At 36.9% G+C, this 22,705-nt stretch carries 19 protein-coding genes, 2 pseudogenes and 1 riboswitch; of the genes and pseudogenes, 11 read left to right on the forward strand and 10 right to left on the reverse strand.

Annotated elements, in window-relative coordinates:
- Window positions 1–455: 455 nt before the first annotated feature.
- Both cmoA and F6K18_RS01345 read right to left on the reverse strand, forming a co-directional pair.
- Window positions 456–1,211 carry a carboxy-S-adenosyl-L-methionine synthase CmoA gene (gene cmoA / locus F6K18_RS01340; protein WP_287517906.1) on the reverse strand — a complete coding sequence of 252 codons (756 nt, stop codon included), beginning with the start codon at window positions 1,209–1,211 and terminating at the stop codon, window positions 456–458.
- Between the two features lie 25 nt (window positions 1,212–1,236).
- Window positions 1,237–1,971 (reverse strand): tRNA1(Val) (adenine(37)-N6)-methyltransferase, encoded by a 735-nt coding sequence (locus F6K18_RS01345; protein ID WP_287517908.1) that lies wholly within the window; start codon window positions 1,969–1,971, stop codon window positions 1,237–1,239.
- Between the two features lie 678 nt (window positions 1,972–2,649).
- On the opposite strand from F6K18_RS01345, the gene F6K18_RS01350 reads away from it, so the two are divergent.
- A complete protein-coding gene (locus F6K18_RS01350; RefSeq protein WP_287517910.1) occupies window positions 2,650–2,991 on the forward strand; it encodes an NfeD family protein in 342 nt (113 codons plus the stop codon).
- 439 nt (window positions 2,992–3,430) lie between these two features.
- On the opposite strand, the gene hpnA is transcribed toward F6K18_RS01350, so the two are convergent.
- The 4 genes from hpnA to F6K18_RS01370 all read right to left on the reverse strand — a co-directional run bounded on the left by hpnA (window position 3,431) and on the right by F6K18_RS01370 (window position 8,626).
- Window positions 3,431–4,414, reverse strand: coding sequence for a hopanoid-associated sugar epimerase (gene hpnA, locus F6K18_RS01355; protein WP_287517912.1), 984 nt, complete (start codon window positions 4,412–4,414; stop codon window positions 3,431–3,433).
- 3 nt (window positions 4,415–4,417) lie between these two features.
- Window positions 4,418–5,386: a ribonuclease T2 gene (locus F6K18_RS01360; RefSeq protein WP_287517914.1), complete on the reverse strand. Its 969-nt coding sequence runs from the start codon at window positions 5,384–5,386 to the stop codon at window positions 4,418–4,420.
- 1,033 nt (window positions 5,387–6,419) lie between these two features.
- Window positions 6,420–6,620, reverse strand: a complete 201-nt coding sequence (locus tag F6K18_RS01365; protein ID WP_287517916.1) for a hypothetical protein — start codon at window positions 6,618–6,620, stop codon at window positions 6,420–6,422.
- A gap of 506 nt (window positions 6,621–7,126) precedes the next feature.
- Window positions 7,127–8,626, reverse strand: a complete 1,500-nt coding sequence (locus F6K18_RS01370; protein ID WP_287517918.1) for an NAD(P)/FAD-dependent oxidoreductase — start codon at window positions 8,624–8,626, stop codon at window positions 7,127–7,129.
- A gap of 913 nt (window positions 8,627–9,539) precedes the next feature.
- On the opposite strand from F6K18_RS01370, the gene F6K18_RS01375 reads away from it, so the two are divergent.
- The 6 genes from F6K18_RS01375 (at window position 9,540) to hppD (ending at window position 18,152) form a co-directional block, all read left to right on the forward strand.
- On the forward strand, window positions 9,540–11,162 hold the full coding sequence (locus tag F6K18_RS01375; RefSeq protein WP_287517920.1) for a hypothetical protein: 1,623 nt from the start codon (window positions 9,540–9,542) through the stop codon (window positions 11,160–11,162).
- A 158-nt stretch (window positions 11,163–11,320) separates the two neighbouring features.
- Window positions 11,321–12,316: a pentapeptide repeat-containing protein gene (locus F6K18_RS01380; protein WP_287517923.1), complete on the forward strand. Its 996-nt coding sequence runs from the start codon at window positions 11,321–11,323 to the stop codon at window positions 12,314–12,316.
- Between the two features lie 1,678 nt (window positions 12,317–13,994).
- Window positions 13,995–15,404, forward strand: a complete 1,410-nt coding sequence (locus F6K18_RS01385) for an NYN domain-containing protein (RefSeq protein ID WP_287517926.1) — start codon at window positions 13,995–13,997, stop codon at window positions 15,402–15,404.
- A 23-nt stretch (window positions 15,405–15,427) separates the two neighbouring features.
- On the forward strand, window positions 15,428–15,568 hold the full coding sequence (locus F6K18_RS01390; protein ID WP_287517928.1) for a hypothetical protein: 141 nt from the start codon (window positions 15,428–15,430) through the stop codon (window positions 15,566–15,568).
- A 320-nt stretch (window positions 15,569–15,888) separates the two neighbouring features.
- Window positions 15,889–16,596, forward strand: coding sequence for an SDR family oxidoreductase (locus F6K18_RS01395; RefSeq protein WP_287517929.1), 708 nt, complete (start codon window positions 15,889–15,891; stop codon window positions 16,594–16,596).
- A 494-nt stretch (window positions 16,597–17,090) separates the two neighbouring features.
- Window positions 17,091–18,152 carry a 4-hydroxyphenylpyruvate dioxygenase gene (gene hppD / locus F6K18_RS01400; protein WP_287517931.1) on the forward strand — a complete coding sequence of 354 codons (1,062 nt, stop codon included), beginning with the start codon at window positions 17,091–17,093 and terminating at the stop codon, window positions 18,150–18,152.
- A gap of 190 nt (window positions 18,153–18,342) precedes the next feature.
- Here hppD and F6K18_RS01405 read toward each other — a convergent pair whose 3' ends face one another.
- Complete coding sequence (locus F6K18_RS01405; protein ID WP_287517934.1) at window positions 18,343–18,501, reverse strand: hypothetical protein; 159 nt, start codon at window positions 18,499–18,501, stop codon at window positions 18,343–18,345.
- Window positions 18,502–18,935: 434 nt separating this feature from the next.
- Here F6K18_RS01405 and F6K18_RS01410 point away from each other — a divergent pair, with 434 nt between their 5' ends.
- The 4 genes and pseudogenes from F6K18_RS01410 to F6K18_RS01420 all read left to right on the forward strand — a co-directional run bounded on the left by F6K18_RS01410 (window position 18,936) and on the right by F6K18_RS01420 (window position 20,344).
- Window positions 18,936–19,100 carry a hypothetical protein gene (locus F6K18_RS01410; RefSeq protein WP_287517936.1) on the forward strand — a complete coding sequence of 55 codons (165 nt, stop codon included), beginning with the start codon at window positions 18,936–18,938 and terminating at the stop codon, window positions 19,098–19,100.
- Between the two features lie 18 nt (window positions 19,101–19,118).
- Window positions 19,119–19,250, forward strand: a pseudogene (locus F6K18_RS36315) (PPC domain-containing protein); the annotation flags it as partial.
- Window positions 19,251–19,280: 30 nt separating this feature from the next.
- Window positions 19,281–19,832, forward strand: a complete 552-nt coding sequence (locus F6K18_RS01415; RefSeq protein ID WP_287517938.1) for a peroxidase family protein — start codon at window positions 19,281–19,283, stop codon at window positions 19,830–19,832.
- A 101-nt stretch (window positions 19,833–19,933) separates the two neighbouring features.
- Window positions 19,934–20,344: a hypothetical protein gene (locus F6K18_RS01420; RefSeq protein ID WP_287517941.1), complete on the forward strand. Its 411-nt coding sequence runs from the start codon at window positions 19,934–19,936 to the stop codon at window positions 20,342–20,344.
- A 138-nt stretch (window positions 20,345–20,482) separates the two neighbouring features.
- Window positions 20,483–20,681, forward strand: a riboswitch (Glutamine riboswitch).
- Window positions 20,682–21,250: 569 nt separating this feature from the next.
- On the opposite strand, the pseudogene F6K18_RS01425 reads toward F6K18_RS01420, so the two are convergent.
- From F6K18_RS01425 to F6K18_RS01435, 3 genes and pseudogenes are all read right to left on the reverse strand, one after another.
- A pseudogene (locus F6K18_RS01425) lies at window positions 21,251–21,581 on the reverse strand (transposase).
- 68 nt (window positions 21,582–21,649) lie between these two features.
- Entirely contained in the window at window positions 21,650–21,781 is a 132-nt protein-coding gene (locus F6K18_RS01430; RefSeq protein ID WP_287517944.1) for a hypothetical protein, read from the reverse strand.
- A gap of 292 nt (window positions 21,782–22,073) precedes the next feature.
- Window positions 22,074–22,238: a hypothetical protein gene (locus F6K18_RS01435; RefSeq protein ID WP_161564302.1), complete on the reverse strand. Its 165-nt coding sequence runs from the start codon at window positions 22,236–22,238 to the stop codon at window positions 22,074–22,076.
- Between the last annotated feature and the right edge of the window lie 467 nt (window positions 22,239–22,705).

The raw sequence follows: 22,705 nt of genomic DNA on the forward strand, positions 1-22,705 counted from the left end.
AATTGGCGTTGGTGAATTTAGCTATGATTTTCCTGCTTAGGGAACAGGGAACAGGGAACAGGGAACAGAGAATAGTAGGGACGTTGGATGCAACATCTATATAGATTACTAAGGGTGAAAAAAGAATGCTTTTCTTAGGTGGAACTTCAATTATTAAGTAATTAATATCATGTCCGGATAATTAGCGATCAAAAAACTTTCTCCTCTTTTTCCTTTTCCTCCTCTTTCTTCTTGCTTCTTTCTTCCCTCCTGACTCAGTCCTCCTGACTCCTGACTCCTTCGTCGTTTATTTATAAGTATTCAACCGGACATGATATAACACAGGTGGAATAGCATTTTTGATAATTATTAGCCATTTAGTATTAATTACTCTTATGTTTACTACTCCCCCACTCCCCCACTCCCTCACTCCCCCACTCCCCTACTCCCCTACTCCCTTTTTTAATTTAATCCAACTATTTTAATGCCACAAACGAGATGAAATTATGAAATTTAATCAGCGATTCTACTTGTTGAAAACCACTGTCATTCAACATTTGCAATTGTTGAATTTCTGTCAAAGGAACTAATACATTTTCCAGAGCCTCTTTTTTTCGTTCAATTTCATTCTGAGCATAACCATTTTTAGCTTTAAAAGCTTCATAATGACGGGCAATTTGTTCTTGAAACTGAGGACAATTAGACCTGATTTTCTCACTTATAAATAACAAACCACCAGGAACTAAACCTTGATAAATTGCCTGCAATAATTTTTGTCGTTGAGGGAGAGATAAAAATTGTAAGGTGTAGTTCATCACTACTACACTACTATTTTCAAAGGAGTAATTTTCTGCATTTTCACAAATTAATTCTATCTGATGAAAATCTTGAATTTGAGCTAATTTTTCTCTGGCTTTATCCAGCATATCTTGAGAATTATCAATTCCTACTAAAATTGCTGGCTGTTTCAAAAATCGCCCCAATAATTCTAGGAAAGTACCTGTGGAGCACCCCACATCAATAATGCGTGTTTTTGGTTGGTAATATGCTCGCGTCCAATGCACTGCACCTGCTACAACTTCTCGATATAGAGGCACTGAACGAGATACCATATTATCAAAAACTTTGACTACTTCGGCATTAAAAGTAAAAGGTTTCGGCCAGGGGCTTTTTTCAAATAATTCGTCTTTTTCTGAACTTAAATATAGTTCTGTCTCTAGTGGTTCAGTCATATTAAATCAGGAAGAAGGAAGAAGATTAATATTTTAGGTAAAAGTCTTTGATTAATGCGATAAATTCAGGGGTGTATAAATATTGTTTAGTTTCAATAATAATAGTATTTTCTTGAGGGGGTAATTGATTTTTACTTAGTTCCATCAAGATTCGCTTTGTCGGAATTTTTGGCATGGGTTTTACATATATTTTTTTGTGACAAAATAATCCAAAATATCGTGCTTTTATCTGAAAATTTTCAGCTTGCTCTACCGGATAAATTACAGCTATTTTACCTGTATCAGACAAAAGTTTAACTGCTGTTTGTAATAAATCAGTTTGCGAAAGAAAGTCTGTATGTCTGGCAACTGTCCTGGCTTTTTTAGCAGCTTTAGAAGCATTTTCAAAGAAAGGTGGATTTGATACTATTAAATCATACTTATTTTGACAATATTCCGTATATTTCTGAATAGAGGAATTGTAAATTTTAATCCTATCTGACCATGGCGATCGCTCCACATTTTTTCTAGCTTGAATAGATGAGTTAACATCAATTTCTACAGCATCAATTTGAGCAAGGGATAGTGTTCCACACCGCTGACGTGAACGCTGTGCCAGCATTAAAGAAATTAAGCCCGTACCAGCACCAATATCCAAAATTTTTTCTGCTCCAGAAATATCTACCCATGCTCCTAATAAAGTACCATCAGTACCGACTTTCATTGCACATTGGTCTTGTAGAATAGTAAACTGTTTAAATCGAAATTGATTTCCTCCCATATTCTAATTTCTCTCCTTAATATATATCATTGAAGAAGGTGGTAGGTAAAAAAAGGCTCTCCTATCTAAATTTTGACTTCTGACTCCGTTAAAAACTTGCTCCTTTTCTTCTACCAAAGTATAAATATTTAACCAAACATAATATAAAAAATTATACCTAGTATATCAGCTCACTATCTCCATATTTCGGAAAAATACAAATAATATCTATTAAGTTTATATTTTTCAGGATTAACCTGCAAAATATTTATTTTTTCTTCATTCTGGAAATTTATCAATTCTGATTGCCTAGTATAGCAGTCGAAGAAAAGGGCGCGACATATCAAAAACTTAAAATTTATTCCTTCTTCCTTCTTCCTTCTGCAAGGAATTTATAAAATATCTAATTTTGACTAAAAGTTCCAGATTTACTACCTAGATGACTGAAGCTTCAAATGTAGAAAAAATTAACACCAATTATTATATAGTAGTTGGCAATTAGAGGTTTCATTTGGTGAAGACTATCTATATTGAATAAGTCAAAAGTAAAAAATAAATTTTTAGCGGACTCAGACTACAGACTACAGAAGAATATTATACTAAAAACTTTCAACCAAAAGTCATAGAGAAACTAATAATTACCATTTTTTCTACAGGTAATCCTTACAATTAATTTTATATATAGGAGAAGAGCTATCGATGTTAAATAATTTTAATTGTGCTGTCAAAACTTATAGTACAAATAACCGATATTTGTTATCCATGACTAAAGAGGCAATAGTTGATGAAATAATTCGACCAAATCAACTTGGTAGAGTTCGTTATCGGGGTAGTTTATGGAATGCTAAATGTATCCAAGAACTTACAGTTAATACAGGAGAAGTTGTATATGTTTTAGGTAACCATGGTATCACTCTCATTGTAGATACTATTCCCAATAACGATAATATCGCTCCTGATATAAGCGATCAAAAATTACCATTACCAACACCTTTATTATTTGCTGGTAAATTTTTACTACTATTATTTATTTTGTTGTAATATCAAATCCTGTTAAACAGTTATAGATTGGTTAAGTCTCTTGGAGTCAGGAGTCAGTCCTCAGGAGTCAGTCCTCAGGAGTCAGGAGGAGAGAAAATCACAAAGATTTAGTAGTTATGAAAATTAGAGAATTTGAGTGAAAAAAGAATGCTTTTGTGAGGTGAAACTTCAATTATTACAGCACTTTTGAGGATAGTAAGGTACACTTGTAGGACTATTCTTATATTTCCTATTCCCTGTTCCCTAGAGCAATAAAACTTTGTACCTCATCAACTAGAAAACTGCTGTAAGTAATTAACACAGGGGCAATGACATTTTTGATAATTAGCACGTCAGTAGGGGCAAATGGCCATTCGCCCCTACAATCTTAATAATGCTGAATAAGACCAATGCTACCGGATTTGATATCACTCCCCCACTCCCTCACTCCCTCACTCCCCTACTCCTTCAGACCATAAACCCGAAACCAATCAACAGCATCCTGAAGAGCAACTCTAATCGAAGACTGAGGTAAACCCAACTCATTCACCGCTTTAGAAGTATCATAATACATTCGTTGTTGAGACATTCGTACCCCATCCAAAGGAATAGAAGGTAGTTTCCCCAAACTTCCCAGAATTATTTCATCAACCCATGCCACAGTTAAAGGTAACCAAACAGGAACAGTTTGTCTAGGAGCAGCTAAACCCGTAATTTCCTCCAATAAATCTAGTAACCCCTTAAGTGTCAGATTTTCATTTCCCAAAATATAGCGATCGCCACATTTCCCCCTCTCCAAAGCCAACAAATGTCCCCAAGCTACATCCCGAACATCAATAATATTCAAACCAGTATCTACATAAGCAGGCATCTGGCGACGCAAAAATCGCACAATAATATCACCAGTAGGAGTAGGTTTAATATCCCAAGCACCAACAGGAGTAGTAGGATTAACAATTACCACATCTTGTCCCAAATTAACTGCCTTCACCGCCTCCTGCTCCGCCAAAAACTTAGACCTTTTATAATCACCAATCAACTTCTCCAGTGGAGACTGATAACCCTCATTAACCATCGCACCAGAAACCCCCACCCCAATAGCAGCAACAGAACTCGTATAAACCGTCCGTTCAATTTTCGCCCGTCGTGCCGCCTCCAAAACATTGCGCGTACCAAACACATTATTTCTGTAAAGCAACTCTCTATCCCTTTGCCACAAAGAATAATGAGCAGCAACATGAAACAAAACCTCACACCCCACCATCAACTCCCATAAGTGGGAGTCATTTAAGTCACCCAGCACAACCTCCACATCCAAACCATGGAGATTATCTAGACAACTTGTGGGGCGAACAAGCGATCGAACAGTATAACCCTGCTGCAACAACAACCGGACCAAGTTTGCCCCAATAAAACCACTGCTACCAGTGACAAAAGCTTTCAACTTCTAAAACCCAGCAGGATCGACAAGCAAATCATCGCAGAACCCTGTCTTTGTCGGCAGCAAAATATCTGCTAACTTGTCTCCCACTAGAGGTCTACGCATTTTAATTTGAAACTCAGAAAACAAGCCATCCCTACATTTGACTTTCACACTTTTAGCAGCTCCTTCTCCAAAAGAATTTTCAAAAGCTGTATCAATCTGAGACCGAGTAATAATTTTACCAATATTTTCCGCAAACAACTCCTGTACTTCAGAATCATTCACTTCTCGAAGTAAATCTAGGGAAATATCATAATAAGTATCCTCATCTCGCCCATCGCAAGTACCATGTTTGACCCACTCATGACGATGTAGATAAGACTGTACCCCAGGCATTAATACTGCCAACTCAGAAGTAGTTTGTTCATCCAGATCCAATGGAGGTAAATCATCCCAGTCTCCCTGTTTATCATCTATTTTGTCTTCATAAGACACACCACAATAGGAAACTCTATCAGGCCATAAGCCATGTAAAGTAAAGTTAGTCGCATCGTAGCGGTCTGCTGTTTGGGAAATACACTCTGGTTTACTTTGCTTTGTTTGACAGAAACTAGGTTGCCAACTAATGGCAAGAACATATTTATCTACACAACGTTCTATAGGGCAGCTTTGACCAATGGGTGCTTCTGTATCGTTTCCTTCTGTTTCACTTATACTTTCTCCGTCAGGATCAAATTCACCACAGCTTTTGTTTACCCATTTACTTTGTCCATCTACTTTGATATTAAAGTAGTCTCCAGTTTCTTTATTTAGCCCTAAGACTGGGTAAACCTTTCCCACTTCAAGAGCCACAGGTTCACTTTTCTTTCTTAAGCTCGTGTAGGCTTCACAACTATCATTCATTGTGAAACCCCCATTAATTGGATAGAAGGCAAAAGCTGGACTTTGTCCCAACAGTAGAAAAGATAATAGGAATGCGACGATTAATCTCATTAAGTCTCCTTTATTATTTTTGTCCCAGAACTATTTCAATATATCTGAGCGCAGGGACAGCGCACAAGTATCGGAACGAAGTTATAGCAATGAGCGCTGGTATATTTACAAATTGTAGTAGGGGCAAAAGAGCTAGAAGTCTTATATGATTCCTACGGAATGCTTGCGCAAACGGCAATTTATTCCCCCTGTTCCCTGTTAAGTGTTGCCTGTTCCCTGCGCACAGCGCTATATAAGTCAAAAGTAAGATTTTATCAGCTCAAAAGTTTGAAACTATTTGTGACATCTTTTTTAAGGTGAATTGGCATCAGGAGTAAGAAGAAATAGGAATTATATAAGTAGGGCTTGCTGAAAAAGTCTTATGGGTGAAGGTAGGAGACAGGAGACAGGAGACAGGAGAAAAGGGTCGGGAGCGAGGAGGTAGGAGTAAGAATTTTCCCAAGATGGTTCTGCCCAACTCTTGACCAAAATCTTGAATTTTTGAACCATTACCACCTAAAACCTCGCACTTTTTCCAGCTCTAAAATTCCTCAAACCAATATCAGTCAATAAGCGCGATATTTAATCAGCAAACCCTAAGTACAAACTCCTATTGCGACATACGCAACAAAAGCAACTGAGCATAAACTCCTATTGCGACATACGCAACAAAAGCAACTGAGCATAAACTCCTATTGCGACATACGCAACAAAAGCAACTGAGCATAAACTCCTATTGCGACATACGCAACAAAAGCAACTGAGCATAAACTCCTATCGTGCTTCATTACCTACAAAAGCGATCGCCACTGCTTCCACTGAGCAAGTTGTCTAGCATGGAAAATTCTTTGACGTAGATTCCTCAAAATTGTGGTCTAATATCAAGTTGCAGTGATTAACCACAATGTAAAAAGATGAAAAAGATGGCATACTCCTCAAGAGTCATCAAAAGAAGACTTAAACTATTAGCTAAGGATTTCAATCCAAGGCTCGCCATGTCATCCGTCAAGAAATAAATTTCTTGGCTGTATAGCAGAAGTCATCTAAAGATGACTTAGCGATCGCCCCTCTCTCCATAGCTGAAAAAGTAAACAGCTACACTAAACCAAAGTATTCTTATGCCAGCCGACATCACTGGAAGACTAACACCAGACATCATCAGGATCGCTCGCTCAATCCAAACCACCAATTCAAAAAATATCAGCCAAACCATTCCCAAAAAATCCGCGCCATGGATAGGAAAGGGAGTTGACAAGGGATTTTTTTCCTAGTAGGATTGTATTATTGGGTGCAGCTCGCCCCTATTCTTGATTTTTTATTCAATCAAGTTAGCAAGCGATCATTCCTCTCTCTTATAAAAAGACTTATACCAATTCTCCATGAAGTTGCGCTTAATATAAAGATAAAAGCTATTAGTAAAATTCAGGTTTTGGTCAGAATTATTAAGCGCATTGTTACAGAGAAATGGTATTATGCAGAGACTCTACATATAAGGGCGAATGGTATTTGCCCCTAAAGATAACGAAGAATAATACTAGGCATCATCATGATGATCGCTGGCTCAACCCAAACCACCAACTCAAAAAATATGAGCCAAACCATTCCCAAAAAATCCGCGCCATGGATAGGAAAGGGAGTTGACAAGGGATTTTTTTCCTAGTAGGATTGTATTATTGGGTGCAACTCGCCCCTATTCTTGATTTTTTATTCAATCAAATTGGCAAGCGATCGCAGCTAAACTGATAGTTAAATAGTAAGAAGCTAAACCAAAGACAAAGACTTATAAACAGAAACCAAAGTATTAGCACAAATCACCCCAGAAGCAGCCACTGCCGGAACACCAATACCAGGCAGCGTACTATCACCCACTCGATACAAACCAGGAATAGGAGTATGAGGCCCAGGGAAACTACCATGACCAGCAACAATAGCAGGCCCATAAGAACCCCGATCGCGTCGTAAAAAACGAGCATGAGTAAGAGGGGAACCGATTAACTCCAGAGTTATACGTTGTCGGACATCAGGAATAACCCTTTCCAAAGCCAAAAATAAAGACTCAGCCTTTTCACGTTTGCGTTGTTGATAAAAGTCATCCTTTTGCCAACCAGAAAAAGATTCCAGGGTATAAGCATGAACCACATGATGACCGGGGGGAGCAAGATGAGCATCCCAAACCGAAGGAATAGAAATCATACAAGTATTGCCAGGAGTGCTAATATCAACATCCCCATCCAGCACAACCACATGATGTCCCGTCAAATCCTCCAAACCATCAGCACGAATACCCAAATGTAAGTGCATAAAACTTTCTACAGCAGGAGTCGCCAAAGCAGCTTCGCGGTAAGAAAAAGGTAAATCTTCTAATTGCAATAACTTAGTATAGGTATCCCAAATCGTAGCATTGGAAATTACAATATTCGCCCTGACAACTTCATCCCCACGCAACCGCACCCCTATTACCTTGCCAGACTCTATCAATATTTGTTCCACATGAGTATTCAAGCGTAACTCACCACCCCAACGTTCTAGACCTCTAACCAGAGCATCAACTATAGCACCACTACCACCCATAGGATATTCCACAACTGAGTTAGAACGTTCTCCCAACATAAAGGCCACTTCTGGAGCAACAGTACCATCAGCTTTTAAACCAGAGAGGAGAAAACATTCCAAGTCAATTAAACGACGTACCCATGGGTCTTGCACCCATCTGTCCATTATTTGCCCAACAGAACCCCCAATATCTCTGAGAGAAGGCAGTAACTTCAGCAAAGATAATCCATATTTTCCCAATAAAATAGGAATTAACCAAAAATCAGCTCTTAAAATTGTAGTGGGAATTTCTTTAAGGCCGTCATATATTTGCAAGAGATGCTCTTGAAATTGTTCTAATTCTTCAGCACCTTGAGTTGTGAACTTAGCAACAGCTTTTATGTAGGACGACGCATCAGAATAGATAGGCAAACTACCTTCAGGAAAATGATAGTGTCCCAGAGGGTCATAGACAACTGTCTCAATAGATTCTCCCAAAATTTCTAGGACTTTTTGTAAAGGATTGAGACTATTGGGGTCAGCTAATCCACAATAAAACGAAGGGCCAGAGTCAAAGTGGAAATCTTGGCGGGAGAAGGAGTGAGCAGCACCCCCAGGAATAGCATGACTTTCACAAATTAATACTTTTTTGCCATAGTAGGCTAGCATTGCTCCTGCAACTAATCCTCCAATGCCACTACCAATGACTATTACATTAAAGTTTTCCATATCATATTAATTTTTTTTTGACAATAGCTTTAACAGTTATTAATCTAAGACCTCTTTTTGAAGAAGGCAGAAGGCAGTGGGAGCTGTTTGCGTAGCATGACCTAGGAAAGACAGAAGGGAAAATTGCTTATGGATTCAAACCCCACACAATTTTAAGCACCCCCGTTGATGGTGGGGTATTAAACCCGCCACAGAAAAGATAATTATCTTTTTCTTTTGGGTTTAACAGGACTTACGCATTTTTCCGAGAAAAACGCTATATATACCATAGTGCTATAGTTTTTATCTACTATATATAGTATCTTTGTGTAAGTTCTGTTTAATATAAAATCCGGTTATACAGTATATGTTTATAATTCTATCCACACTTCAATATTAAATCGGACTATTTCCCAATCTCTCCATCTGGTTCCCTTTCCCGATCTGGTTCCCTTTCCCAAAATTGATATAAGCTGTTTAAATATTGAACAGCTTAATAATTTTCTACTATAGCAAAGTGAGTGAATTAATTACAAATTGACTTGATATTCTAGTAGAGTTGATGACTATATTACTTTTGTATTTCAAATAATTCTATAACCACAGTAATATAGTAGTTTAAATAATTTGTAAACAATCGAATAGTAGATCAAAAAGTGAAAAGCCTTACTCCTGTTGCCTAATTTCGAGATATTTTCTGCACAACTAAAATAGGACTACTATATAATTTATAATGGGCTGATTATTATCCATGACTATAGCTAAATCAAACACAGCATCTTGAATTATCCAATAAAATCCTATTTTTGATGAACAGCAATTTGAGTATTATTTTTTGCCCAAACTGATGTTTAAGAGATGACTATTATCAGTAAATCATTTTAAATTTTCAATAACTTAGAAAAAAATTACAGATTATTCAGGGATCAAAGGTATGGAATCATTTTCAATCATAGATACAGTAGTTAATGAACTCAAACAAGATGGAGATTTAATCAGAATTAAGAAAGTAATCTATTGTGCTTGCGAAGGCAGGTGGGAAAACGATGAAACTAAATTAGAAGAAATTAATCTCAAGGAATTAATAGAAGAATTATATAAAAAAACCGGAAATATAGAAACCTTAGATCATCGCTTATCTAGAATAGTTTCTAAAGTTAACAAAAAAACAGAATATGGTTTATTAGCACAGAAAATTATTGAGACTGTAGGTAAACTATATCCTGAAGAAGAAGAAGACATGACAATTATGGAATCTAGTCCCATTTGGGGTATTCAGGGAGATTCAGGTGAACAAATAACTCTTAAAGATAGATTAGTAGTAGAAGAATCTTATGAAAGAGACCCTGGAAAATTGTTTGATGTCCGGCAAAAAATTATGGAAGGAACTAATCCATTAAAGACAAAAATTATGATTTTTTCAATAGTAGAACATCAATTTAATTTTGGGGAAAGAGATTGGTTATTGCTGAAAACAAAAAACTTAGATAGTCTAATCAGGCAAATATTTAATTTATGCCTATCTATTACAGATTTAGAATCTTCTTTATATAGTATGGCTAATAATTTTGAATCTCCAGATGAATATGTTCAAGTAGCAAATGTAATTATCAATGCTTTAAGTACTTGCTATTCATCAGAAATTATCCTACCTACAAATAGTCAAGTACAAGTTGAAGATTCAGAGCAAAAAATCAGCAATACAGAAAATAACAGTGCTTTTCAGAAAGGTAATTTTTTTACTCAAGAATCATCGTCTATAAGTTCATTTGAAAATTCCCAAGCAGAAAGAATAGAACGAAGTAATCATCAACAAGAAGCAAAAAATATTACCGATTCGATTGAGCCACAACAAATAGTAAATTCTGTCGCTATTGAACCAACAATAGATAGTAAAGGCCAAGAGCAAACAGATTCTATAGAAAGAAAAAATATCCTAGATTCAATCAAACAAAAGTTAGAAATAGAGCATGAAATTTCTACATTGGTAAATCAGAGAGTAGATACTGTAATGGATACTGTAGAAACACAATTTATTTCCTTAGAAGAAACTTTAAATGACCTTTTACAATTTGAGCCAGAAGAACAACGTTTATCATTAAAATATACAGCCTTAGAAAATTTAATTAGTAATATACAAAATAAGTCTGCAAAATTCAAGGAAATCCTCAAACAATTAGAAATAGAAGAAAGAAAAAAACTTAACTTCAGTAATTCTAGCAATACCAACTCTACAGAATTAGAACAAAAAAAAGAAAGTGTTGATGAGAATCAACAAAAAATTCTAGAATTAGCAACCCAAGGTAATCCCAAAGCAGTTGCCTTAATAATTCATCAATTACTTCAGCAACAAGAAATTAAAATAATAGCTGGTAGAAGAAATGGTTGGCTACATCTTATCCTAGAATCTGAGCAAATCCCAAATCAAGAAATGGTAACTTCATTAGTGCAAAAAAAAATCGCTAGTTTTAAATCAGAATCTCTGAAAAATATCAAAATTCATGGTAGAAAACTAGGAGAAAAATCAATTGCTTGGACCCAAACAATTGAATGCTAAAATATTTTGATGAAAACAAGTAAGAAAGAAGAAGTAAAACCTGAAGGAAGTAAGACGTAAGAATTGATTTTAGTCAAAACAATTAAGAAACCTTCTTCCTTATTCCCTCTTCCTTCTTACTTCGAGTTAATTTTTTAAGTAAGGAAAGGAAAATTATAATGAGTGGTGGTGAAATTCTGAGAAGATATGCAGCAGGAGATACTGATTTTCATGGCATCAATCTTAAAGGTGTACAGTTAAATGGAGCAGATTTAATTGGTGCAAATTTCTCTGGAGCAGACCTTCAAGGAGCAGACTTTGTATTAGCCTTCCTTAACCGAGTTAATCTACAACGTGCTAACCTAATTACTGCCAGACTCAGTGGTGCATATCTAACTCAAGCAAATTTGCAATCTGTTAAAATGGCTGATGTCGATCTTCATGGCGCAAACTTACAGAATGCAGACTTTCGGCAGGCCAATCTAGAATTAGCAACTTTAATTGATGCTAATCTGAGTGGGGCAGATATGCGAGGAGTGAATCTACAGGGTGCTGACTTGCGTGGTGCTTATATGCGTGGAGCAAATCTCCGCCATGAAAAGCGAGCTTATAAAATAGCTAATCTTAGAGGAGTAAACTTGCGTGGAGCTGATTTGCGTGGTGTTGATTTGGCTGGGGCAGATTTAACAAAAGCTGATTTAAGAGGAGCAAACTTAAGTGAAGTTTTACTTAGAGGTGCTAAATTAACAAAAGCAAACTTAGCTCAAACAATTTTGGATGGGGCATTTTTAACAGAATCTAATTTGGCAGGAGTTAACTTATCTGGGGCAAGTTTAATTAATGCCAAAATTGAAAGAGCAGGATTAATGGATACACGGCTGAATGAAGCGAACTTAACTGGCGCGGTCATGGCAGACGTAAAATTGGGTAAAGCTCAGTTAATCAAAGCAAATCTAACTCAAGTAAATTTGGTGAGGGCCGATCTTAGCAGAGCCAATTTAAGTCAGGCCAATCTCACTAAAGCAGACCTAACTGACGCTTATCTGGCAAAAGCAAATTTCCGTAATTCCAGTTTGAATGACTCAATCTTAACCAGGGTTGAATTAAGTACAGCTAATTTAAGTGGTGCTCAAATGCAAGGCGCTGTAATGCCTAATGGAGATATTCACGGTTAATTTTTGATATGTATTTTCAGGATATTCTCACTTTTGAGAGGAAGGTTTTTCTTAACTCTTGTTTCATTTCAATTAATTTTAATTCTTAATACTCCTGTCTGAATAGTTTTGGGCAAATATTTCTATAATTTCTATAATAGTTGTGCTTGCCCTGTTTTTCAGTTCTTTTCACGACGTTGCTGAATGGTAACGATTTTTAGATTAAGTATCAACGCAAAACATAAGTTTTTCAATTTTACCAAGAAATTGTGGGTATGCGCCTCCCCTTTTAAGGGGATAAAAAGCGGTCGTTAGCGTAGCTTCCCGTAGGGTGGGATGGCGATCTTCGGAGCGGGTCTGCAAGAACGGGTTTCCTCGTCATATCCAATGGACCAAGAGAAAGAGAATATTCTATCTTTCAAGCCTCCTTATTGCATAGATACTGTTAACGCAGTTCCTCCGGCAGGAGGCTAACTAATAACTGAAATGACACTTCAGCAACGCCCCTTTCGCTACCGTTGAGTTATTCTATAGGCTTCATGTTTGAATTCATAGTGATTTTTTCAATACGGGATGGGTCTTCAGGTAGCCTGACAAACTAATTAGTTCGCAGTATCTCTTTGTATATACCACCCCCCAGTTTTTTACTATCAAGTTTGTAGTGATACAAATTTTATGTGAGGTTGCACAAAATTAGTTATTAGGTATTAGGTGTTAGCTTTTAGGTGTGATACCAATTTTATGTGAGGTGGCACAGAATTATGAAATTTATTAACTTGTCTATCTCGATCTACAGTCAACCCCGATCGAGATATTATTCTATGCAAGTTAGAAATGAATTTGGTATGAGGAGAAAAATAGTATTTACTCCATAACATAAATTGACTGTGGCCATATTAAAATGGATTGTCAAACTATTAGGGATCTCCGATCTCAACTTTGTTTGAAGACCCGCACTCTCCTGAGGGTGGGAGCAGAGGGATGAGAAAACTAATCAATGCTGCGGTTTTCCTAATAGTATGTTAGAATTAATAAGGATGCTGGGCTAGCAGTTTCTAGGAAAGCCGTCAGATTGGCTACATACTGTGGAGCGCGCCTTTAGACCAGAAAAGGTTGGTTCTTGGAGGCAGGTGCTATGTTAGGGTAGCTCTTCTGTTCAGAGGAAGCAAAAAGCTCCTACTAGCGATGTTAGCGAATTCCACGTTGTAGCTCAAGCACAACGTCGGGAGTATGTCAAATGATTATTGATATGTGTATAGCAGGGAACAGGCAACAGGCAATAAGGAACAGTGATGCAACCCCGCGTCGGTGGCAGAAGAAAGCTGTCGGAAACAGGCGTTTTACTAGGGTAAAGCTCCGTTAAAAGCTAGGGTACAAGTACGTTAACGGCTAGCCTCTTACAGAGGAGCTAAAGCTTTTCATGTCGCCGATAGCCGAAACGCCGATATTAAAAGCGGATGACCTCTGCACTTTTCGGATTTCCTGTCCCTCCATTCCCGAAGGGAACGCCATGATAATGCCGACCAAGAGACGGCACGCATAGCAACAGAGGCAACAGTGGGAAAAACATTTCCCTATCTAAGGTCGATTGTCAGTCTATGTTTTAACCAACTCGTTCTTTGCTATAGGTCTCAAAATGGTGGATCCAAGCTAATTGTGAATCATCCAAAATTGAGTGACCATTAATTGCTTATGGACTATGTCAGATAATTCTGGTTTGCTGATGACTAATAATGCTACTGCTATTAAGGCCATTAGCAATTATATTTACCAAACGATCGTTTCTATTCAACAACAACATCCAGAATGGATAAATCCAAAGTACAAGAGCATTCCTTGGAATAATGCCAAGAATCAATCTACTTTGACTAATAAGTTGACAAAAGGGCTTTCTTGTGCTGCAACCAAGGAGGATTTACAACTTAAAGCCATAAATTATCTTCAAATTCTTCTGACTCCCGAGTTTATTAATTCTGATCGATATAATGCTTTAATTTCTCAGATAGATAGATTTATTTATCCAGAAATAAATATCATTTCATCAGACAAAATTACTAATTCTCATATTCCTGATTTCTCTACAAATGGAACTAAATTAGTTGAGTCTGGTATGGCGATTTTATTGTTAGATGTAGAAAATTTACACCTTGATATTGAAACAGAAAAAATTCTTGTAGATATCTGTAATTATCCGATTCAAATTAAGGTTGCTTTTGCTAATTGGCGCAGTATGGGAAAAAAAGATGAAGAATTTCATCAACGTGGTTATCAATTAATTCATGTTCCTCCTGGCAAGGATAGTGCTGATTTGAAAATGGCAACTGTAGGTGCTTCTATTTTTGTCAATTATCCCACAGCTAAAGAAGTTTTAGTTTGTTCTTCAGATCGAGGATTAACTCATCTGGGTACTACTCTTCAATCTCATGGATTAACTGTGTATCAAGTACGGAAATATAAAAACCAAATTACTGTTTTAAATAGTCAAACAGGGGAGTCGCAAGTATATGCGATTTCGGTTCCAGACATACCTACTCTTGACACATTTATTATTCAATTACAGGAGTTAATCAGGTCTGAATCAGAAAAAATAGGACTACAATGGATTAAATTTTCGAGAATTTCTGCGTTGTATAAAGAAACTTATAAACTCAATCTTAAAGATGTAGTTGTGAATCACTTTCCTGACCAAAAGTCTAGGCAAATATTTGTCAATTATCCAGCTTATTTTGCAATTCATCAACCGTCGGAAAAATCCCAAACTTATGTCAGTATTTTTAATTTGTTTAAACCGGAACAAAAAAGTTTAACTCCTCCTACAGATAATGGCGAAGTACCTACCAATATTACGGATATTTCTGAAATTACTTCTCAGGAAATCATGGAAAAAGTATTAGTAAAAATTGTGAGTAAATTAATTGATGGATCTCCAAATAATTATGTTCCTATTTCTAATCTCGGCAGTGAGTTTCACCGACTATATGGTAGACCAATTACTAAAACTATTAAGCGGTTTCAACCCAGTAAAAAATTTCCCAAATATTTGGAGTTGTGTAGTTCGCTGAAGTTGCATCAATCTGAAGAAGGTCGTTGGTTTGTAAGCTTGAGATAAAGTTACAGCAGTTTCTGCGGGTTATGAGGTACTTAGGGTTTGCTGAAAAAGTCTTATGGATGAGCGTAGGAGACAGGAGACAGGAGACAGGAGACAGGAGGAAGGGGGTACTTAGAGGAGGTAGGAGTAAGAATTGTAAGAATAATTTTTCTGCCCAACTATGAGTCTAAAATACTAACTTTTTGAGGGTTTTAGACGTGATACAAGGCACTTTTTCAAGGCCCTAAAAAGGCTAAAACCAATATCAGTCAATACTTTTAGATTTAATCAGCAAGCCCTACTTATGTTGATGGTTTTAGGGAGTAGGGAGTAGGGAGTAGGGGGAAGATGGGAACTAGGGTAGTGAACAAGGATAAAATATTCTGCCTACCAATTATACCACATTAGTCTGAAATATGCTGTAAAAGTTAAAAGTTATGGATGAAACTTTCTGACTATAGCTATATCATAAAAGAGAATGTAAAGAAATGTAAAGAGAAAGTTAATGCAGGATAAAGTTGTTGTGATTGTAGGTGCTACTGGTGGTATTGGTTCAGTAGTGGCAGAAAAACTTGCAAATTCTGGTGCTAGCTTAGTCTTAGCTGCCAGGGATACCAGTAGATTGGACAGTTTAGCCACTCAACTATCTACTACCCAAGTTATTACTGTACCAACAAATATTACCAACCCAGAGGAAGTAGAAACTCTAATGGAAAAAACTTCCAGCCATTTTGGCAAAATTGATGTGTTAATCAATGCAGCAGGAGCAGGTATTCTCAAACAATGGAACAAAATTGAACCTGCTGACCTAGATATTATGCTTGACCTGAATTTGAAAGGTAGCTTTTATACTTGTCAAGCCGCTGCCAATGTCATGAAAGGACAAAAATCAGGCCATATCTGCAATGTTATTGGTATTCTCGGCAAACATTCAATGGCCATGGGGACTGTATATTGTGCTTCTAAGTTTGGTTTGGTGGGTTTGAGTAAATGTATGGCGGATGAGTTACGACGCTATGGTATTAAGGTGACTCTTTTCTATTTCGGAGGAGTGAATACACCTTTCTGGGATAATGTCAGCCTAAAGGTCGATCGCTCAAAAATGCTAAGTTCTGAAACTGCTGCCGATGCAATAATGTTTGCCCTCAATGCAGAACCCCAAGCTGTACCAATGGAAATTAATATTCAGCCAGACAGTCATTTATTTTTTTAAAGCAGAAGTTATACCAAATTGATAAATGTTTGCTACAAATAGCTAGGATATTTCTTAGGAGTCAACCCACCCCTAACCCCGACCGTGGAGGGGAAGTCAGGAGGACCGAGTCGTATGGGAATAGCTTTAATAGCAGTTTTTAGGTCTGAATTTATCTTTTTTGTCCAAGAGACATCTCCTATAAAGTATTTTAATTGCCCAAATTAATTCGTAACATTCTTTTTTCAAGTTGGTATTACACATTTTTCCAACAAAAACACTATATATACAATGGTGCTATAGTTTATATCTACTATATATAGTGTCTTTGCGTAAGTCCTTTCAACAATTAATAATTAACAATTAATAATTAATAATTACCTCTCCTGGAAAAGAAAAGGTAAGACTCAAAGGAAAATTAATTCATTGTTTCTCCTTTAAAGGAGAGAGAGGCTTTAAACCTTAATTATTCGGTAAAGAAAAGAATTTAGGCTCATCAGTAATAAAGGTTGGTTATGGAATTCGATCACATTCACTTCTACGTTGAAAATGCAATGGAGTCACGAGATTGGTTTATTGAAAAATTAGGCTTTAAAGCGATCGCCTCTGAAACCACTCAACATACTCATAAGGAAATTATCAACAGAGGTCGAGTATATTTTGCCCTATCCTCTCCCATCACATCAGAAAATTTTGTTGCTGATTTTCTCAGGATACATCCTCCCGGAGTAGGTGATGTTGCTTTTCGGGTTCGAGACCTTAACTCAGTTGTGGCCAAAGCTGCGGCGAATGGAGCAGAAGTTTTGCAACCTATTCAGCAAGACTTACAGGGTTTGAGATGGGCCAAAATTTCCGGATGGGGAGATATAAGTCATACTCTAGTTGAAAAAATTGATGATGCACAAATTTTACATCCTACTTCTCAACTCTCTACAAATATTGTAGCTATCGATCATGTAGTTTTGAATGTAGCTGAGGATAATTTACAATCTGCTCTCGACTGGTATCATCAAATTCTAGAATTTCAACCTCAGCAAAGCTTTGAAATTCAAACAGATAAATCTGCTTTACGCAGTCAAGTGATGGTTGACCCAGATGGTGGAGTGAAATTTCCCATTAATGAACCTGCATCTGCTAATTCTCAAGTTCAAGAATTTTTGGATGCTAATCATGGTGCGGGGATACAACATATTGCTTTACGGACAGAGAATATTTTGGAGGTGATAGGAGATTTGCGATCCCGTGGTTTGGGTTTTTTGCGGGTTCCGGCAACATATTACTCTCAACTGCAAACAAAAGCATTAAGTTATTTACCGGAAGTTGACTGGCAAAAAGTTCAAGATTATCAAATTTTGCTAGACTGGCAGGAAATGAGACCGGAAGCAATGTTACTGCAAATTTTCACCAAACCCATTTTTCCTCAACCAACTGTATTTTTTGAGTTTATTGAACGCAGGGTTGCTTGGGTGAATGGTAAACAAATGCAAGCTCAAGGTTTTGGTGAAGGAAATTTTCTAGCTTTATTTGAAGCTATAGAAAGAGAGCAAATGCAGCGAGGTAGTTTGGGCAAAAATTAAGAGTATTGGACTGATATAGTATCCGGATAATTAGTTATCGTATCATTTAGGAGTCAGGATAAAGGACTCAGAAGTCAGGATAAAGGATAAAGGAAGGATGAGAGTGGGAATTATCTGGGGATATTCCGGCATTTTATGTCTGCATTGAATAGAAGTATAGAGTGCGACAACTGTATAACCGGATTTCATATTATACCAAATCAATAAATATTTGCGACAAATAGCTAGGATGTTTCTTAGGAGTCAACCCACCCGTAATATCAAATCCGGTAGCATCGGTGTAATTAGTGGGGAGTGTGGGGAGTGTGAGAGATGGGGAGATATTTGGTAATGGTTGAAGATGGAACATTTTTTTATACCGAATTAAACGGATTTAATATAACCCCTGGGAGGGGAAGTCAGGAGGACCGAGTCAGAATGAATTGCTTCAATACCATTTTTCAGGTCGGAAATCATTCTTTTCTCTTGGTGCGCGTTCCGCAAGCGAGCTGGCGTCGTCGCGGGGTCGCACCGCTCTCTTGGTCGATTGGATATGGCGAGGAGACCCTAAGAGTGACAGAGCCGCTCCGAAGTACGCCATCCCATCCTACGGGAAGCTGCGCTAACGACCGCTTTGTCAAAGGACATATCCTACATTTGTCTTTTTATTTCTCTGACTATTTGTAACATTCTTTTTTCACGCTTGGTATTAGAGATTGTTTTTCTATGGAATGCTACGCAAATTCTATAGAATGTGGTATATAATCTTGGCGATGCCAATCAACATTATTATAGGGTGCAAAAATGGACGATAATTACGAACAAAATAATAGTATTCAACAAGCTTTTAATTTGGAAGAGAATGAACAGACTCTTCTGAGCGACATTGATGGGCTGGGAGTGGCTTCAGATGATGACTTTTATGAAATTGAAGCCACAGAAGGCTCTTTAGATATCTTTGTCGAGTGAACCTTTAACCATAATGAAGGAAATCTTGATTTATTTCTTTTTGATTCAACAGGAAATGAAATTGCCTCTTCAAATTCTCTAGATGATAATGAAATAATTGATTTTACTGTTGACAAAGCAGGAACTTATTATATCCAAGTTACTTCAGGGGATGGTACTTTTTCAGGGAATACCTATGATTTGCTCTGGGATGATGTTATTGCCGAAAATACCTTTCGCACTATTAATGGTTTAAATAATAATCTTCAAAACCCTGAATTTGGTAGTGCAACAGAAAAAGGCACTCGATATACTCAATTATTACGCTTAGGTCCTGAAGCTTACGAAGATGGATTATCTGAACCAAGAGATGGTGGACTAACGACACCCCTAGAACTTCCTAGTGCGCGGGCAGTCAGTAATGCGATCGCCGATCAAGGAGAAGAATCTATTGCCAACGACTTTAAACTTTCTGACTGGTTTTGGCAGTGGGGACAATTTATCGATCATGACATTGATTTAACGGAAGCCGATTCTTCAGGGGACTCATTTCCTATTCCAGTTCCTACAGGCGATCCAGATTTTGATTCTTTTGGAACAGGAACTCAAACTATCCCCTTAACCCGTTCTATTTTCGATCCTGCCACTGGCACCACAAACCCCCGTGAACAGATTAACGAAATTACGGCGTTTCTTGATGGTTCTATGGTTTATGGTTCCGATGAAGCAACAGCAATAAACCGTCTATACTAGCTCATGTTCTAAAGGTTGCCAAAACGCCATTAAAAGATGCTGCTGCGGTTAACTCAACCTACACTCAAATCTTTGAAACTTTAAAAGCAAAAGGTTTGCGTGTGATTACCGGTAGTGGTGCTGGTACTAAATATAACCGTTGTCGGTTGAATTTGCCAAAAGAACATTGGATAGATGCTGCTGGCGTTGGTGAAATTGAAAAGTTAACAATATTTACTTCTCAACCCCTGGTCGTCACAGCAATGGGACATGGTTGCCGACAAATGGTACAGATGGATAAATATGGTTTTCCTAAAATTGGTGACAAAGCAAAAAAACCTGTACCAGGTTGGAAAACAGGGGATATGATCAATGTCGTCAAAGGCCAAAATTCTGGGTTAAAAGCAGTCAGGATGAAAACTGTGACAAGCAAAGGCAACTTTGATATCCGAGAGGGGGATCAAATTTTGTCTGTATCTCGAAACCATATCCAACCGGTCTATAGACGAGATGGATACAATTACTCATTTTAAGTATATTTTTTCTAAGAGTCATATAGAGTCAGGTTATATAATTACTCCCTACTCCCTACTCCCTACTCCCTGCTATAAATATTTATTTTCTTGACAATGCTTTAATAAAAAGCTATACTAGGCTGAATAACAAAATCCATCGTTCATCTTTCCCACAGTGTAGATTGGCTGATTAACCAAGAGCTTGAGGAAGACGGAAGTAGGGGCTAGAAATATTAGCTAAAAAGAAAAACTTACTTAAATACCTATCTTCAACAAGGTTCTAGATAAAGCTTCAATCTTGCATGGGTTACTTTTAGTAAGTTCAGCAAAATCATCTATCCCGAAGGAACGTACTACTATTATTTGAGGTAGTTGTAATGATTTCGACTTCATTGATGAGTCTCATCATTTGTTTCTTTGCCGTTTATGTTTATGTCAATACTACTGAAGAGATTGTCAAAATAGTCACAGCAGGGATAGCATTACTTTGTCTATTTTTGAGTATTATTTTTGCTCCTTGGACAATTGTTTTAATTTTGGTTATATCCTTAGTGTGTTTTCAATTTCCATTGTTGAAATATTAAGGAAGAATACGGCGTTGCACAATCAGGGATGATAAAATCCGAAAGTAGATATTTTTGGATAATTCTTTCCTCAATATATGTACAGTTTAAAATCTATTATCATTCTTTAATGTGCAACCCCAAGAATACTATGTAGCATCCTAATTTCAATTTCATCAAATACAAAAAAAATAAATCCACTTCTTGTTTGAGGTGGACTTTTTTTGATTTCAGCCAGCAACAGCTTGAGAAGTTTTGTATTTGTTACACTAAAGGCACAATTTACAGCAGTTTTGAGGATGGTGAGGTACAGTAACAGCAATGAGTGAACCAATTTCTCATATCAGTTAAAGTCACTTGCTCAATTGCTTCCATTAATGCTATTTCGAGCATCATCTCTAGTACGAGCCGCAACCCCTCGCAAATATTCTTTAATTTTTGACCAACAATTTTCAATTGGGTTAAATTCAGGAGAATATGGAGAAAGATATAGCACTTTTATTCGGAGCTTCTTCAATTATATTTCTGATTTCCTCAACTTGATGAGCTGGTAAATTGTCCATTACCAAATATGCACCTGGCCATAAATTAGGTAATAAAACTTGTTCAATAAAAACTTGAAAAACATTTTTACCGAGAAATTGTGGGTATGCGCCTCCCCTTTTCAGGGGAAAAAAGAAAAAATTTTTCATGATTAGTCAATCCTCTTGTTTTCAAGGAGAGGTAATTATTAATAATTAATTGTTGAATTGTACCACTATCAATGGTGATCATCCCAGAAAAACCAGACAAAGAAATTGTACCAATTAATGTTAAGTTTGTTCCTCGCATCATCGGGACGAGTATCATAAACTCTATTTCCTTTGGCAGAACGGCCATAGGTTCTAGTCATGGCTAAATTTATAGCAGTTTCATCTAAAAAAACTAGGTTTTTTGCCTGGATATCTCGAACGTTTTCCCCATAATCAAGCCTTTTTTCCAGATTTTTTGTGGTTCCTGCTTGAGCTGTGCGAAAAGTTTTTTTCGCGTCAAGTTGAATTTTTGCAGTTCAACACACAGAGTAGAGCTACTTACTGAGAAATTGTGGGTATGCGCCTCCTCTTTTCAGGGGAAAAAAGAAAAAAATTTTTCCTTTTAGTCAATCCTCTTGTTTTCAAGGAGAGGTAATTATTAATTATTAATTATTAATTGTTGAAAGTTATTCCTGTTTTAGCTTGAATTTTAGAACATAACTCTCTGAAAGTAGCATCTGGTTTTTCTGGAACTAATTTTGAGATTAATTCTTGAGAACCTTTTAATTTATGACCTGGACCTGGACGATCAGATTTTGCATCTATATGACCTGCCATACGTATATCTGTTGATTAGTTTTTGCACAAAACTTTTCGCTACTTGAAAACGAACAGCCAGTTGACGAATTGAGCTTTTTTGATTCAAATAAGTTTCCATAATTTTTTTTCTCAGATCGAGAGAATAAGCTTTCATATATAGGAACAGAAATGAGATTTTTAATAATTGATCAAAATTTAATTTTGGCCAAATCACTAAGTTCTGATTTTGACTTTAGCGATCGCCTATGAGACATTATTTGACTGATTCAATCATTACTGTTACTGTACCTCACTCTCCTGGAAAGTGCTGTAAATACACCTATTATGGATGACGTCTTAGGTCACTGGTTTGAATACTGCCCGTCTAATGCTTTGCTTTCTTCACTGCCAGATATGAATGACTCCTTTGATCGTTGGCATTGCATAATTGCGGGATGATAATCACATTTGCACCTATCTGAAAATGTTGATAGGTTAAAACAAAT

This window comes from Okeania sp. SIO2C2, from assembly GCF_010692625.1.
Classification (GTDB): domain Bacteria; phylum Cyanobacteriota; class Cyanobacteriia; order Cyanobacteriales; family Microcoleaceae; genus Okeania; species Okeania hirsuta.